The sequence below is a fragment of the Oceanobacillus sojae genome (genome assembly GCF_007991515.1).
Taxonomy (GTDB): domain Bacteria; phylum Bacillota; class Bacilli; order Bacillales; family Amphibacillaceae; genus Oceanobacillus; species Oceanobacillus sojae.
In genome coordinates this window covers 159,220-175,264 of sequence record NZ_BJYM01000006.1, presented here as the reverse complement: position 1 = coordinate 175,264, position 16,045 = coordinate 159,220, and the positions used below count along the sequence as shown (strand labels likewise).

At 37.9% G+C, this 16,045-nt stretch carries 17 protein-coding genes; 7 read left to right on the top strand and 10 right to left on the bottom strand.

Annotated elements, in window-relative coordinates; all coding sequences use genetic code 11:
- Positions 1-44 precede the first annotated feature (44 nt).
- The 10 genes from OSO01_RS08950 to OSO01_RS08905 all read right to left on the bottom strand — a co-directional run bounded on the left by OSO01_RS08950 (position 45) and on the right by OSO01_RS08905 (position 10,479).
- Positions 45-1,439, bottom strand: coding sequence for a serine hydrolase domain-containing protein (locus OSO01_RS08950; RefSeq protein ID WP_147210093.1), 1,395 nt, complete (start codon positions 1,437-1,439; stop codon positions 45-47).
- Between the two features lie 112 nt (positions 1,440-1,551).
- A complete protein-coding gene (gene tnpB / locus OSO01_RS08945; RefSeq protein WP_147210092.1) occupies positions 1,552-2,724 on the bottom strand; it encodes an IS200/IS605 family element RNA-guided endonuclease TnpB in 1,173 nt (390 codons plus the stop codon).
- Between the two features lie 335 nt (positions 2,725-3,059).
- Positions 3,060-3,788 (bottom strand): SIS domain-containing protein, encoded by a 729-nt coding sequence (locus OSO01_RS08940; protein WP_147210091.1) that lies wholly within the window; start codon positions 3,786-3,788, stop codon positions 3,060-3,062.
- Positions 3,788-4,531: a creatininase family protein gene (locus OSO01_RS08935; RefSeq protein ID WP_147210090.1), complete on the bottom strand. Its 744-nt coding sequence runs from the start codon at positions 4,529-4,531 to the stop codon at positions 3,788-3,790. The genes OSO01_RS08940 and OSO01_RS08935 overlap by 1 nt, the downstream gene beginning before the upstream one ends.
- A gap of 55 nt (positions 4,532-4,586) precedes the next feature.
- Positions 4,587-5,579, bottom strand: coding sequence for a phosphotriesterase family protein (locus tag OSO01_RS08930; protein WP_147210089.1), 993 nt, complete (start codon positions 5,577-5,579; stop codon positions 4,587-4,589).
- Positions 5,580-5,789: 210 nt separating this feature from the next.
- Positions 5,790-7,085 (bottom strand): PTS ascorbate transporter subunit IIC, encoded by a 1,296-nt coding sequence (gene ulaA / locus OSO01_RS08925; RefSeq protein WP_147210088.1) that lies wholly within the window; start codon positions 7,083-7,085, stop codon positions 5,790-5,792.
- Positions 7,086-7,106: 21 nt separating this feature from the next.
- The gene (locus OSO01_RS08920; protein WP_147210149.1) at positions 7,107-7,379 is read right to left on the bottom strand and encodes a PTS sugar transporter subunit IIB; all 273 of its coding nucleotides are present in this window, start codon (positions 7,377-7,379) and stop codon (positions 7,107-7,109) included.
- Positions 7,380-7,382: 3 nt separating this feature from the next.
- Complete coding sequence (locus OSO01_RS08915; RefSeq protein WP_147210087.1) at positions 7,383-7,823, bottom strand: PTS sugar transporter subunit IIA; 441 nt, start codon at positions 7,821-7,823, stop codon at positions 7,383-7,385.
- Between the two features lie 20 nt (positions 7,824-7,843).
- The gene (locus OSO01_RS08910) at positions 7,844-9,970 is read right to left on the bottom strand and encodes a BglG family transcription antiterminator (protein ID WP_147210086.1); all 2,127 of its coding nucleotides are present in this window, start codon (positions 9,968-9,970) and stop codon (positions 7,844-7,846) included.
- A gap of 305 nt (positions 9,971-10,275) precedes the next feature.
- Positions 10,276-10,479, bottom strand: a complete 204-nt coding sequence (locus OSO01_RS08905) for a CsbD family protein (protein ID WP_371863290.1) — start codon at positions 10,477-10,479, stop codon at positions 10,276-10,278.
- Positions 10,480-10,993: 514 nt separating this feature from the next.
- On the opposite strand from OSO01_RS08905, the gene OSO01_RS08900 reads away from it, so the two are divergent.
- The 7 genes from OSO01_RS08900 to OSO01_RS08870 are packed head-to-tail and all read left to right on the top strand — an operon-like array spanning position 10,994 to position 16,028.
- Positions 10,994-11,725 (top strand): GntR family transcriptional regulator, encoded by a 732-nt coding sequence (locus OSO01_RS08900; RefSeq protein WP_147210084.1) that lies wholly within the window; start codon positions 10,994-10,996, stop codon positions 11,723-11,725.
- An 11-nt stretch (positions 11,726-11,736) separates the two neighbouring features.
- Positions 11,737-12,171: a PTS sugar transporter subunit IIA gene (locus OSO01_RS08895; protein ID WP_147210083.1), complete on the top strand. Its 435-nt coding sequence runs from the start codon at positions 11,737-11,739 to the stop codon at positions 12,169-12,171.
- A gap of 11 nt (positions 12,172-12,182) precedes the next feature.
- Positions 12,183-12,467: a PTS sugar transporter subunit IIB gene (locus OSO01_RS08890; protein ID WP_147210082.1), complete on the top strand. Its 285-nt coding sequence runs from the start codon at positions 12,183-12,185 to the stop codon at positions 12,465-12,467.
- A 3-nt stretch (positions 12,468-12,470) separates the two neighbouring features.
- A complete protein-coding gene (ulaA, locus tag OSO01_RS08885; RefSeq protein WP_147210081.1) occupies positions 12,471-13,739 on the top strand; it encodes a PTS ascorbate transporter subunit IIC in 1,269 nt (422 codons plus the stop codon).
- Positions 13,740-13,758: 19 nt separating this feature from the next.
- A complete protein-coding gene (locus OSO01_RS08880) occupies positions 13,759-14,676 on the top strand; it encodes a phosphotriesterase family protein (RefSeq protein ID WP_147210080.1) in 918 nt (305 codons plus the stop codon).
- Positions 14,677-14,688: 12 nt separating this feature from the next.
- On the top strand, positions 14,689-15,294 hold the full coding sequence (locus OSO01_RS08875; RefSeq protein ID WP_147210079.1) for a bifunctional 4-hydroxy-2-oxoglutarate aldolase/2-dehydro-3-deoxy-phosphogluconate aldolase: 606 nt from the start codon (positions 14,689-14,691) through the stop codon (positions 15,292-15,294).
- Between the two features lie 2 nt (positions 15,295-15,296).
- The gene (locus tag OSO01_RS08870; RefSeq protein ID WP_147210078.1) at positions 15,297-16,028 is read left to right on the top strand and encodes a creatininase family protein; all 732 of its coding nucleotides are present in this window, start codon (positions 15,297-15,299) and stop codon (positions 16,026-16,028) included.
- Positions 16,029-16,045 lie beyond the last annotated feature (17 nt).

Below are 16,045 nucleotides of genomic sequence, written 5' to 3'. Positions count from 1 at the left end.
TCTGCTGAATGAAAATCCATGGTTTTTTCACCTATTTCTATTCTTTATCCCACTTTCTCCAGTACTCTCTTCCCAATAAGAACAGAAGTAACATTATCTCCGTTCCTTGAAAAATAAATCCTCTCTCCTGTTTCAGCTATAAAATCACTTTCAGATATCGGGTAAAAGCAAGTAGCAAGCTCATTTCGATTTAAGTAAAGCAAATTATTTTGTATAGATACCAAAGCCTTATTTCCTTCTCCTGATTTATATAATCCAGAAAAGATACTTAAATCCAAAGATTTATTAGAGAGCATCTGACTTTTGTTGAAGAGATCCGCAGCCGGTATTTCTAAAATAGTATTTAATACAGAAACTAATATTTTTTCTGCCGGGACATCAGCCATATTAATCAAAATGGAAGCTGATATTCCTTTTTCTCCGATAACTTGAAAATTAGAAGATACCCCCTTTACACTGCCTCCATGTCCAAACCGGGTGTGTTCTCCAATAGAATTTATTTCAATTCCATAGCCATAATCCCCGCCATTAGGCAAACTAAAAGCAGATGAAGTCATTTTTTTGATCATATTCTCTGATATAATCTTTTTGCCGTAGAAATCGCCATTTAAACGCAGCAGCTCTACAAATTTCATTAAATCTTCGGCAGATGTTTTCCATGATCCATTTGTATAAATATCACCTACGTCCCACCAGGCTGGCGAGTGAAAAACACCTGATTGTTTTTCTTTATAGGCATATAATTCCGTTACATTTTCTTTATTTGCAATGGACTCAGTAAGGAAAAAGGAATCTTGCACATCGAGCGGGAAAAATAATTTTTCTTCCACATATTTGATAAAAGGTATGCCGCTTGCCAATTCAATTATTTTTTGCAGCATCCCGAAGCCTTCATTGGAATAATTAAATACTTTTCCAGGAGGACCAAGCAATTCGAAATCCATATTGCTTATTTGTTCAATCAATTCATCCACAGTTTGTATGATAGCCTGCTCATCCGGCTGCCATTTTCCAAATAAAAATTCACCATCCGGATCATTCATAATACTTCTGATACGGGCATTATGAATGGAAGGTAATCCCGGCAAGCCGCTGGTATGAGACATAAGATGTTTGATTTCCAGCTGTTTCGCATAATCTTCCCTTGGCCATTTCAAATTGGGCAGCCATTCTATCACTTTATCTGTGCTATTTAATTTACCCTCTTCCTCCAGCTTCATCACCATAAGACATGTTAAAGATTTAGTAATAGAAGCCAGCCCAAATATAGTATTCTTTGTAACAGGAAGCTCTTCTTCCATATTTCTATATCCATAATAATTATCATAAATACTATTACCATCTTGATATACAGTAAGTGCCATACCGGGGATTTTTAATTCTTTACAGGTTTTATTTAACTCTTCATTCAATTTTTCTTTGATAGATTTAGATATCATGATTTAATTCTCCTTATGTATTGTTTGATTTGAACTATCCCCACTTATCAACCTTCATGGTTGCTTGAAGTGGGGGATTCCTAAGAACACCAACCAATCGGTCAGTTATGGATTAAGCTATCTCCACAGTCCCTGCGGTTAATCGCAATGCTTCCTTACGAAGATTGATACTTGCGTTTTTGTCTCTTTGATGATGACATTGACAGATGTCACATGTCCATGCACGCAAAGCGAGATTTTTAACGTCTTGGTTTTGGTGTCCACAATTGGAACAAAGCTGGCTTGATGGATAGTTTTTAGCAACTGTAACCACTTGTTTTCCATACCAGGCTGCTTTATATTTCAACATGGTTCGGAATGCTGACCAAGATACGTCGCTAATGGATTTCGAAAGATTTCGATTTTTTAACATGTTTTTCACAGACAAATCTTCCAAACCTATAATATCGTGGTTTTTAACTATCTCGGTGGAGATCTTATCTAACATGTCTTTTCTTTTATTAGAAATTTTTTCGTAAAGCCGGGCTACTTTTCTTTTTTGTTTCTGCCAATTTGCTGAGCCTACCTGTCTTCTGGACAGAATCACCTGCGCTTTTACCAGTTTCTCTTCTAATGTCCGGAAGAATCTTGGGTTTTCATACACCGTTCCATCAGAAAGGGTTGCAAAATCGGTTACTCCAACATCAATGCCTACGGAAGAACCTGTCTTTCCATGGTGCCTGACTTCCGTTTCGGCTACAATCGAAACAAAGTACTTGCCGGAAGGGTTGCGCCGAATCGTTGCATTCATAATACGTCCTTCCACTTCCCGTCTTTTTGCAAAACGAACAAGTCCGAGCTTAGGCAGTTTAATATGTTTACCCAGTACCTCGATATTTCCATTCACATATTTAGTAGTATACGATTGAACAGGATTCTTCTTTGATTTAAAACGAGGTGCCTTGTTCTGTTTCTTGTAATAACGTGTATAAGAATCGTTGACGTTTTCAACGGCTTTTTGAAGGGCAATGCTATCGACTTCTTTGAGGAAGGGGTAATGCTTCTTTAATTCCGGAATCGCTTTGATAGACGTATTTTTCTGAAAAAAGCCGCCCTTCCAATTATTTTGAAGGAGCTGCCCGTTTTGCACCATTTCGTTCACCATATACCAGTAACTGTCTTTCTCTTTTTGTTTTCCTGTAAAATAGTTATAGACAAAGTGAGCACAGCCTATTGTCTGGTGGTTAAGCATTATTTGGCTTGTGTTCGGGTAGATACGAAAACGAAATGCTTTTTTTACTTTCATGGCTTCTCACCTCCTCCTATCCATTATATCAAATGGAAACACACAAAGGAACGTTCGTTCTGTTTATTGCCCCAAAATAATGCTTGCAAAAAATCATTATTATCCTTAGGCTATTCATTTCCCCTTACCGCCTGAGTGATAACCATTCATACGCTTGAAGAGGGAGTTTTCTCGCCTGTTTCTGATAAAATAAGCCGTTAGTGTTGTATTTATTTTATCTAATAATAAGGAATAATACTAATTTTCGATTTCCAAAGCTTTTTAGATATTAAAAAATCCTCTATATTGAATAGCCGGAATTTCTAGCTGAATCCAATATAAAGGAAATAGGATTTTTAAAGGTTTACCCGTTCTCTATATTTGTCAATCAGGGTTTGGTTATGCTCGTCTGCCCCTTCCAGGTTTCCACTTAAGAAAATAGGAGGTTCATAATTGTTTTCTGCCATCGTCTTGATAGACGCTGCAAAAACAGCATTTAATATAGCTGCACCAATTACAGTAGAGCTTGGTGAGAATTTTATTTTTACTTTTTCATGTGACAGAAGTGCATCTCCGATTGGTGCATGATTATCAATAACTAAGTCCACTGCATCAAAAAGATACTCTCCACTGTCATGACGTGAAGGCTGGCTGGACGCATATTCGATGGAAGTAACACCGATAACATAAGCACCTTTATCTTTAGCCATTTTTGCTGCATCAACTGGTACAGGGTTTCTTCCAGAAGTGGAAAGAATAATGACAATGTCCTCTGGACGGATATCCTGTTCCTCCATAAAAATCTTGGCGTAATTATTTTTTCTTTCTAAATCTGATGAACGGACAGCACCTTCATGAAGCATCAACGGCTCATGAAAAATAGGATGGATAGGAACCAGTCCGCCGGCACGATAATAGACTTCCTCCGTTAAAATATGTGAATGCCCGCAGCCAAATAAATGAATAATTCCGCCATTTTGAATAGCTTCTGCAACTTTTTCAGCTGCGTCTGCCATTGCTTTCTTTTCTTCTTTTTCTACCGTTTCCAGTAGATTTGTAATTTGATTAAAATACTGATGAATCATTAGAATTCTCCTCTCTGCTTCATCTCTCCTGTGCTTTCCATAATGCTGATTATATTTTCTAAAGCAATATCGATTATATATTTTCCTTTTTCCTCCGTTGCGAGACTGGCATCTCCTAATACCGCTGTCTCTGTGAAATCCTCCCACGGTGTAGGTGTAGCATCAGCATGCATTGGTATATCCGGTGTATCCTCTGGAGCTTTATCCATATTTACGAATTCCGGAGCCAGATAAAGCATGTAAGATGTTTCTATCTCATCGGCATGGAAATAGGTGTTATGAGAAGCATTTTTATCACGAATTTCAGCTGCAGCCTTATTCATACCTGGATAAAAGAAATAGAACACACGTAAATCCGGACAAGATTCATATAATTCACGGGCTGCCTCTTTTAAAGCAGTCTGATTTCCCAAGTGCCCATTCACCATTGCAAATGTTTTAAAGCCTTGTTTATACAGACTTTCTCCGATATCAACCAGAAATGCGATAAGGGAGTGATTACTTATATTAATACTCCCCGGAAAATTACGCAGACTCCACACCTGACCATAAGGTAATGTGGGCAGCACCAGCCCGTTAACACGTTCCGCTATTTTTCGTGACAAACGTTCAGCAAGTATATTATCTGTGCCCAGCGGCAAGTGTGGGCCATGTGCCTCCACTGCTCCAATCGGTAAAATAGCAATTTTAGATTGATTGATTTTTCCCTTTACCTCAAAAGAATTTTCATATTGGAATTCCATTTTTTCACCTCCTGCTTTTTTATAGGTCTCTTAAAACCAGCATTGTTTATATGCTCTATTTTTTAAATGTAAAACAACGTGCCGGATTTTCAATAAAGAACTTATCGATTAATTTTTCACCGTCAAATCCATTTTTATATGCCTCATCAATAAAGCGCGGCACCCATTTCCCAATAATATATTCCAATCCTAATCCATAGTCATAGTGCTTGTAATAGGATTTTCTTGCTGTATCCCCACTGACAAGAATCTGATCTTCATATCCTTTTTTGACCAGTTCTAAAATACATTGAATACGTGTACTTTCCGGAGCATATTTAATTTTTGAAATGCCGTCAAAGGAAAGATATGCACCTGTTTGTGCTATTTGCTCATGATAGTAAGGGTCCGGATTACGATCCATATGTCCGAAGCTCATATATTCCAGGTTTACGTTTTCCTTTTGCAGCAGCTCTATTTGTTCAAGCCCCATCGTCCCGGCTTCTGTATGGGAATGCATTGGTGCTTTTGTTTCATGATGTGCAATAGAAACTGCGCGCAATGTTTTTTCTTCCAAAGGGGTAATTCGATTATAACCGGTTCCAAATTTCACCTGTCCTCCTCTTATTCCAGTACCTTCTAATCCTTCTTCTATTTCACGAATGACAAAATCAGCCAGCTCATTAACCGATTTTGCATCAATCCATTGATAATACGTCGCATAATCCCCTGTCACTTTTTTAACATGCTCTGGTATCGACGCATCCCAGAGAAAGCTTTTATTAAATCCAGCGGTACCAATAATCGTAATCCCTGTCTCTTCCGCAATTTCTTTCACTGCTTGAATATCACGTCCATAATCTACAGCAGTCGCATCCACAATTGCCTGCCCGCCAAGCTTTTGAAAATCCAGGACATCAAGCTTTGACTTCTCTTTATCATCCAGAAGCAAATCATCCTTTTTCTGCTCGATCCAGTACGGCGGCCGGCAGACGATATGTTCATGTGAATAGGTGAATCCTAATTTCGATGGATCCATATCACCGTGAAATGTTCTGATAAAACTCATTAGACTCACTCCAATTAATCATTTTTTGTTTGAATATTTCCCATTATTTTAGAGGATGTTCAAAAAGTCCAACAAAAATGACACATCGAATTTCTGCGTTGACATGGTTTTTCCGATACTCACGTATTTGAAAGCATACGCTCCGTTCGTAAAAACCATTTCGCCTTGAACTTCTTGGTCCTATTTATCGGACTTTTTAAACACGCACTTTTAGAAGAATAGCTGTGCTAAAAGTCGAATGATCGGTCCCAATATAAACATATCTGAATCCGCTGCCCACATGGCCGTATCTGGAACAGTACCCGGTAAAAGCATTTTTACCATAATAAATTGTCCCCATGCAACGACTGTAGCTGTAATAAATCCACCCATAATGGCACCTCTGACACCACCTGTTGCATTTCCGAATACTCCAGCAGTTGCGGAGTGAAAGAACAACACAATCATTGTCGGTACGAATACATAACTAACTGTGTTCCCTAAAACAACTAACCAGACTAAAGCTCCGACAAACGCTCCAAGGAATCCTAAAATAACGGCATTCGGTGCAAAGGGAAAGACAACCGGACTGTCCAATGCAGGCTTTGCACCCGGCACAATTTTTGTTGCGATCCCTTTAAAAGCAGGAACCATTTCTCCGATAAACATACGCACCCCTAAAAGAACAACCGCAATTCCTGCTGCAAATGTAAAGGATTGAATAATTGCATATACAATAAAGTTCTGTTCTCCAGCAGCTGCTACCAGTTCTTGTGCTCCCGGCGTATCTTTAAACGAAATAATAATTGCTCCGACCAAAAATAACAGTCCCATTGTCAACGCTGTGATAACATTTGAATCTCTTAAAAACTCTAACCCTTTTGGCAGTTTAATTTTTTCAGAATCATTTTCTTTGTTGCCAAGATACTTACCTGCTAAAGCGCTTAATAAAGAAACAGAAGCAGACGTGTGACCGAGTGCAATATTATCGTTGCCCATAATTTTCCGCATGAATGGTTGTGTTAATGCAGGCTGGATGGTCCAGTATAATCCCATAATAATCGCCAGGAAGATGACCAGCTTAATAAAGGAAACATCCCCTGCTGTTTGAATCACAATTCCTGCGAAAATGGTCGTCGTCCAAAACATCATATGGCCAGTCAAATAAATGTATTTCAACTTCGTAAATCTGGCTAAGAGAACATTTATTACAAATCCTAGTGTCATTGCCAAAGTAACTGCACTTCCATACCTTGCGTTAAATACTTCCTGTCCCATAAAGCTCCCGAGCGGTTCTTCTGATAAATTAAATACTTCCTTCCATAATGGTTCAAATACCGTCAACGCACCGGTAATAACGCCAGCTCCAGCGGAGATAATCAAAAATCCGATGATTGCTTTAAACGTACCGCTAATTACCTGACTGGTGCTTTTTTTCTGTAAAAGTAATCCTAAAAGAACGATAAATCCCAACAAAATTGCTGCCTGTCCAAAAATATTTGTTGCAATCCAGAAAATCACATCCATTGTAATCCCCTCCTAATTTGGTTAGTTCACCAGATTTTCATCAATCACTTTATTGATTTCTTCCATATCAAAATAGTTATTTACAATAAGAATTTTCGCCTGGTGATCTGTCAAGCTCTCTGCCAATTCATTACCAGTAATGATATAATCTGCTCCCATATTGGATGCAGAGGAAACGTCCGTATGTTCCACATCAGCATCGATTCCTCTATCTGCCAACGCCTGCTCTACATTCATTTTTAGAATCAAACTTGTTCCCTGTCCCAACCCGCAAACTGCTAATACCTTTAACATCATTCATCTCTCCATTTCTACTATTTTTTTTATTTCTTCATACGTTGTTGCATTAATTAATTTTTCTACATTTACGGAATCATTAAGAAGCATTGTAAGCTTCCGAAGCAGCGTTAAATGCTCATCACTGGATGATGCACCTAAACCAAATACAAGCCGGACCGGATCATTGAAAGAATGCCCAAATTCAACCGGATTCTTTAATTGCACAAGAGAAACAGAAGCTTCCTTTACTCCGTCCTCGGGTCTCGCATGCGGAATAGCGATATGTGGAGCCAAAACAAAATATGCTCCATTTTCTTTATATGCATTTTTCATCGCTTCAATATAGGATTCTTCTATTAATGCATCCTCTGCTAAGAGGTTTCCAGCAGCCTCAATCGCTTCATATGCATTAGAAACTTCCACCCCAACTTTTACAATACTTTCTTCTAAAAATCTCATATTTAAAAATCACCTGCCCTTTACTGCTGATTGGCTTCTGTTGAATAGCACTGTATCCAATCCACGATAGCCTGTTTATCTCTAGTTGTTATGATTTCTTTCCTTATCTCTTTATTAGAAAATAGCTTTGTTAACTGTGATAAAGCTTTTAAATGCTGTTCATTATCTCTGGAAGCCAATATAACGATAATCGTTGCCGGCTTTCCTAATATATCTACTGGTTCTTCCAGATGAAGCATGCTCATTCCTGTTGTAACTACACCGTCATCAGGATTTGCATGAGGAAGTGCAAACTGATCAGATATCACAATATAAGGACCTGATTGGTGCACATTTTCAATCATCTTATATAGATAATTTTCTTTGATATACCCTTGCTTTAGCAATGGTTCAGAAGCAATTTTAATCGCATCCTCCCACCCGTCGGCTTGTTTTTTTAATACAATTCTGTCGGGAGATAACAGTTCTATTAAAGTGGGTTTATCTGTTTTACTTTCGACATGAAAAGGTGAATGAAGATAGCTTCGAATCTCCGCAGAAAGCAATTCATTATGCTCAATCACAGCATACTTTCTTACAATATCCATAAGCGTCTCGACAGAATAAACCTGATTTTCATGTGAATAATTGAACAAACCATTCACTCTTTTTAACAGCTGTTCTTTTTCCTTGTTATCTAAAACCGGATTGACAACAAAAACCGGAACGCCCCGATTAGGAAGCGGGATAGTTGAAACGATAAAATCCGCTTCTAAATTCATTTTTTCATATTCTCTTAAGGACGTGACACCAACCATTTCTACATCAGAGAACAATCCTTCAAGCTGGCTTTCCAGCAGCCTTGATGTTCCCAGACCATTTGTACAAACAATAAGCATCCTTGTTTGGGTCCTTTCCAGCTGAACGCCTTCCTTCCGAAGCCAGCCGCCGAAATGCATGGCAAGAAAAGCTATTTCGTTTTCATTGATTGGCTCGCCAATTACATTTTCGAAATGATGTACAACTTTTTTTGTCAAATGGAAAACTTCAGGATAATTTCGTTTAACTGAATCACGCAAAGTATTTTCAATCTCAATTCCATATTTCATACGATAGAAAGCAGGTTTCACATGAAGAAGTAAATTTTGAATCATCTGTTCAGAATCACGAAACTCAATCGCAGCATATAATTGGAAATCTCGAATCATCTTTTTTACTACTTGAAGTAATGTGTTCATTTCTCCGCTTTTTAACTGCGGGCTAAAATTGTAATTCACTTTGGCACTGAGAAGATATTTTGAAAAATAAAATTGTTCATTTAAAGGAATCTCCATATTTAAAGCTGCTGAAAGATTCTTACATAAGGCACTTATTCCTCTATATTCATCCGTTGTTTCAATAACCTCTTTCTCAACGGCATCAACCTCAACAGTTTCTTTTTTTTCAATTCGCTTTAAGAAGAAATGGAACCAGACAACAATATTCGTTAACACTTCATCCGTAAGTTCAACCATAAATTGCTTTTCATACTCATTTAACAATTGATTTAACAACTGCATCCACGAAAGATTGAATATAGAGTAAGGTTTATACGCCTGATTTCCAGTGTTTATCGGTGTATTAGATAAATTGGTTAGATAGTTATACCATCCTTCTTTTGGTATAACTATAGATAAACAGTGAATCAGCACTCTCCTGATATCGTTTTCATTTCCTTCTAAAGTGTAACCGGCTTTGCGTTGCGGATATAAGTGCAGTTGGTACGTTACTAGTTTGTCTTTTAATTTTCTTATATCCTCTAATGCGGTATTTCTGCTCACTTGAAAAAGCTCTCTAATATCCTCCAGAAAATATGCCTTATCTCCTCCAGTCAGATGAAGATAAATCCATGCCTGTCTTTCTTCAGCAGAGAATTCATAATACATTACTTCAGGTGCAGTAAAATTGGTCAGAATTTCCTTTTTCGCTTCTTTTTCTATATATAGGCCTTGTCCTCTCACTTGTTTCACTGCACCAAGATGATTTTCGCTCAACCAATCATTGACCTTATCGAGATCACTATAAATGGTACGTCGTGATACATTTAACATTGCTGCAAGTTTCTGAATAGTAATGTATCCATTCTGTTTCAATAACTGATTTAAAACCGCCATACTGCGCTGATCCATTATTCGACACCTCCAATCTGCCTTTTAAAATTAGTATGTGCCGTTATCTTTATTATAGTAAGAACTTATTATTACAGTAAGACCAAATGAACCACAGAGAATTTTGTAAAAATGGGCGGAAGTTCTAAGGCATTTTTCAAAAGCAGTAAAATACGCCTTTTATTATTGCCTCTGCAGCATATTCTTCATTGTTCTTTTAGACATAATAAACGCTCCCTTTATAACAGACAGAGAATTTTTTTATGATTCCCTGTCCCCACTATAAAGGGAGCGTATCAAACCCGAAATGATGGCTTATTTTTTATTTAACGTTGTTCATCAGAGTCATTTAGCGCATCCTTGACATCACCTTTTTTATCTTTCGCTGTACCTTTGGCTTTATCGGCTTTACCTTCTGCCTGTTTTTTCTTATTATCTGTTACTTTACCAAATGCCTCTTTGGCTTCTCCTTTTACTTTGTCTCCTGCGCCTTTTATTTTATCTTTAAATCCATCACTCATGTTCATCAACCTCCTAATAGTTTTAAAAAGAAATTTCTTTATACTAATTGTTTACCACGAAATTATTGATGTAAACATAAATCCTAAGCTCCAACCCGAAACTCCCGTCTGAATGAGAAAAATAACTATCTATCATTATTCGCCCAATAAAATACTTGTAAAAGCAAGGCAATATATTCCATTGTCATTAATTGATTCATATCTGCTAAAACTTGTATGATGCGTTTTCTATCTCTTCGAACATAATATTACAATATTACCCCTGCTAATTTTCTTAATTATATTATATAGAATAAACACTTCCAGGCCGTATCTCCTTTCTTCACTAGCTGATGAAATGGAGCTGAGCGCAGCAAGAAGATTTATCTGATCTACCAATAATTATTCAATTGAATAAAATTACTATCTTAAATATTTATTTTATATAAAACGTTTACAAAAGGTCATCCTCATGTTATATTCATTATAATCAATATTAAAAATAAAACAAAAGATTATAATGAATTAAAAAAGGAGAGCAGATATGACAACACCTTTATATAAACAAGTAAAACAAACTATTTTAAAAGAGATTAATCATCATATGAAAGAAGGTGATCTACTGCCAACAGAAGGAGAATTGGAAAAAAAGCATGACGTCAGCAGAATAACAATCCGCAAAGCAATCGATAGCCTGGTGACTGAAGGGTATGTCGAAAAAATTCAAGGAAAAGGAACATTCGTTAAGTCTACAAAGATTGTACAGGATGCTGGCAGTATCACAAGCTGGACAGAGGAAATGCACTTAAAAGGAAAAAAGCCAGATACTGTCAAGCAACACATTTATGAGGTAAACCCTTCTTTAAAAATGAAAAGAAAGCTTCATTTACAGCCGAATGAAAAAATCATATGTGTAGAAAGAATTCGCTTGGCTGATGGGGAACCGCTCGCACTCATGTTTAACTATTTACGTGAAAAATATATCCCAGGTTTTTTAGAAAATGGGTTTACAAGAGAATCATTATACGAAGAGCTTGAAAAAAATTACGATATTGTTTTGGAGGATGCTACCGAACAAATTAAAGCCCGATTAGCAACAGATTTAGAAGCATCCAGACTTGGTATATCACCTGAAGATGCTGTTATGCATATAACCAGGACTACTTTTTTACCTAATGGAGCTCCATTTGAAATGGTTGAGATGGTCAGCCGATCAGATAAGTACGAGTATCATATAAACGTATCTGGAAGAAATAAAAATAAAACAATCAGATAGGAATGGTTTGGATGACATTATTAAAAGAAAAAGCTGTGAAGCTGGATGTGGAGTTGGATAATGCTGTCGAAGCTATCCGTTTAAGTGGTGAATTGCTGGTCGAAACTGGCTGTGCCACTGAAGAATATACACAAGCAATGATAGATGGGTACAAGCGAGTAGGTCCCTATATCGTTATTGCACCAGGCATCGCTATTCCACATTCCCGGCCTGATAATGGAACACTTCAATCCGGGTTTTCACTTATTCGATTAAAACAGCCCATCCCTTTCGGCCACGAGAAAAATGATCCGGTCAAACTGGTCTGTGCAATTTCAGGTGTTGGCGATAATGGGCATATCGAAATGCTTCAAAAAATTGCAATGGTTCTTGGAGATAAAGATAAATTTAATAAGATTATGCATGCGAAAGATTATGATGAATTATCAAAAATAATAACAATTTAGGAGTGAACAATATGTATATTTTAAGTGTATGCGGTATGGGATTTGGGACAAGCTTGATGTTATTAATGGATATTCAATCAATGGCAAAGGATCATGGATATACTGTTGAGGGCGAAGCAACCGATCTCGGCAGTGCAAAAGGAAAAAGTTGTGACTTAATTGTTGCTTCAAGTGAAATTGCAGCCAGCCTGACTGATGAAGAAGTTCCTGTTGTAGCTATAGACAACTTACTTGATAAGGATGAAATAAAAGAAAAAGTACTTCCATTGATTGAGAGGCTATCCAAGGAGGGATAAAACATGTTAGATGTATTTGTTTCCATTTTAAGTAATCCGTCTATCATTATTGCTATCATTGCCGGTCTAGGCTTGGTTGCATTACGAAAATCAGCCTCAGATGTTATTAAGGGAACAATGAAAACATTATTTGGGTTCCTGATACTTCAACAAGGAGCGAACATAATTGTCGGTTCATTGGTTCCCTTCAGCACAATGTTTACAGAAGCTTTTGGATTAACAGGTATTGTTGCTGAAGACAACGCAATTGCTGCTGCAGTTCAAACTGTATTAGGAAAAGAAACCGCATTCATCTTGATCTTTTCTTTCTTAATTAATGTAGCGATTGCCCGCTTCACAAAGTTCAAATATATATTCCTTACTGGTCATATGATGTTTTCTTTTGCAGCAACCATGGCTATTGTATTCAGCCAAATGGGACTGTCTACGACGATGACTATTATCTGGGGGTCTATTGTTCAGGGTATTTCCATGGTATTCTTCCCAGCTATCTCTCAATCTTCCGTCCGGAAAGTTATCGGTAATGATAATGTTGCTTTTGGTTTTTGGGGGAGCTCCTGGATTTCTTTGTCTGGCTGGATTGGCGGAATCTTTGGAAACAAAGAACAATCATCTGAAGACGTCAAGGTACCAAAATCACTCGACTTTTTAAAAGATATGAGTATTTTAATGGGGATTATAATGGTTTTAGTTTACGTGATTACAGCTAGTTTCGTAGATAGTCAGGTTATGAACGAAATTTCTGGAGGCGTCAATCGGTATCAGTATGTTATTTTTGAGGCATTAGGCTTTGTAGTAGGGATTCTTATCCTGTTAATGGGTGTTCGCATGTTTCTCGGAGAAATTGTCCCTGCATTTAAAGGAATCGGTGAAAAAATCGTTCCTGGTGCAAAACCTGCATTGGACGTCCCTATCTTTTATTCCTATGCTCCTGTAGCAGTAACTATAGGATTCCTTACAGCATTAGCCGGCGGTTTAATTGTAACTTTTATGTCCAGCTTTTTACCAGTGGCAGTCCTCCCATCAGTTATAGGGCTGTTCTTCATGGGTGGAGCTGCCGGGGTATTCGGAAATGCACGTGGCGGCTTACGCGGAGCAGTTATCAGCGGCTTTTTCCTGGGGTTCACTTTTTCCCTATTGGTAGCTTTGGCGTACCCGCTGATAGGATTAAGTGAATATGGTATCGGCGGCCTATGGTTTGCCTCTCCAGATGCTATTATTGTCGTTATTTTAATTAAGCTGGTTGGCTTATTATTTGGAATTGGATTCTAAGAAAAGAGGAGTGAATGTAATGAGTAAAAAAATAAGGACTGTTTTAGGAGATATTAATAAAGAAGATTTGGGATTCACATATAGTCACGAGCATTTATGGACGAATCCTCCTGCTTCTCAAAAAGACCGTGATTTAGAACTCACAGACTATGAAGCAAGCGTAAGTGAACTTTGGAGATTTCAAAAAGCAGGCGGGAATGCACTAGTTGATGCTACAACACTTGATTATGGCAGAGATGCTTCTAAGCTCGTACAAATGTCTAAAGAAACAGGGGTAAATGTCGTTGCCACTTCAGGGTTCAATAAACATATTTACTTTCCAAAATGGGTAGAAGCGTTGACCATCGATGAAATCAAGCAGAAGTTAATAAGAGATGTAACCATTGGGATGGATGGGACCGAAGCAAAAGCTGGCTTCTTAAAGTCTGGTGCCTGGAATCAGCTTATTCATCCGTTAGAAGAAAAGGTGACTAGAGCAGTTGCACATGCACAGCTTGAAACGGGTGCACCTATTTGGCTCCATACTGAAGCAGGAACGATGGGATTAGAATTATTAGATATTTTAGAAGAAGAAGGCGTTGATTTAAACTTAGTAGGCGTCGGACACAGTGATAGAAACGCTGATCCTTACTACCATTTAAAGCTTGCAGAACGAGGAGCTTATGTACAATTTGATGGCACAAGTAAAATTAAATACTATCCGGACAGCACTCGAGTGGAATTAATTAAAAATATGATTGATAATGGTTTCGCTCACAAATTGCTGATTTCTGCTGATATGGGACGGCAATGCTACCTTCATGCATATGGCGGTGGACCTGGATTTGAGTATATTCTAAAAAAATTCATCCCCCGATTATTAGATGAAGGGATCAGCCAGTCTGACATTGATACGATATTTATCGAAAATCCAGCAAACTGGCTCGCACATTTTTAAGGAGTGGTAAAAATGACACAATTAATTGCAATTATACGTGGCGTAGAAGCTGAGAATATACTTGAAATTACTGAAGGGCTGCTTGAAGCAGGGGTCGATACGCTCGAGGTTTCATTAAGCAATGAACAGCAAGGCCTGGAATGTATTCGTACTATTAAAATTGCCTATGGAAACCAATTGAACCTGGGAGCAGGTACAGTAATTTCTGAACAGCAGGCAGATAAAGCATTAGAAGCCGGCGCAACATTTTTAATTACTCCTGGCTGGGATAAAGAGCTGGCGAAGTATATTTTATCAAAAGATGTTCCTATTTTCCCTGGTGTTTTCTCACCAGGGGAGATTATGCAAGCTGCAAGCCTTGGAATCGAAACAGTTAAACTGTTCCCAGTTTCTGATTTGGGGAGCAGCTTTATCAAAAATGTAAAAGGGCCTTTTCCTAATATGAAATTTATGGCAGTAGGCGGAGTTACGCATAACAATATTGCAGAATTAAAAAATGCAGGGTGCTCCTATTTTGCAATTGGAAGTGATCTTGTTCCAAGAGGTGCAACGAAAAAAGACAAAGAAAAAATAAAGAAAAATGCAGAAGGATATATAAAACTTCTTGAGGAGGTGTAGCTATGGGACAAGCGAAAGAAATCTTAAATATGACCCGGGATGAAGTAGCCGCTGCAGTAAAAGAATATCCTGTCGCTATCCTCCCCCTCGGCGCTACAGAACAACACGGACATCATTTACCATTAGGTGTTGACGTTTATTTGGCGGAAGGAATCTCTAGAAAACTTTCGGAGCAGACAGGCGCACTTCTCCTTCCCTCGATGCCTTTTGGTTATTCCTGGGTATGGAGAAACATCCCGGGAACCGTTTCAATTCAACAGCATCATGTAGAAAGCATTATTAAGGATGTTGCTCACAGCGTAGCAAGATATGGCACAAAACTTCTTATACTTGTGAACGGACATGATGCCAACAATTCCAGTATGAAGTATGCTACCAGAGAGCTTATGGATGAACTGGATATGACTGTTATCTATTTGTTCTATCCAAATATGGAGAAAATAAGAAATGAATATTGCGCCTCTCCTACCTGGTATGGCATGATCCACGCATGTGAATTTGAAACCTCTTTAATGCTGGCACTAAAACCGGAGCTTGTAGATATGGAAAAATCTGTATGTGAATTCCCTGAAAAACCAGATTTATACGGGATGTCCACTATTTCACTAGGGGATTTAAGCAAAAGCGGTGTTTTCGGTGATGCAACAATTGCCAGTAAAGAAAAAGGAGAACGAATGCTTGAGGTTTTTGTAAATGATATGAAAGAGCTTATAAATGAGGCTTATCCTGATTAAAAGGGAAATTTTTATAT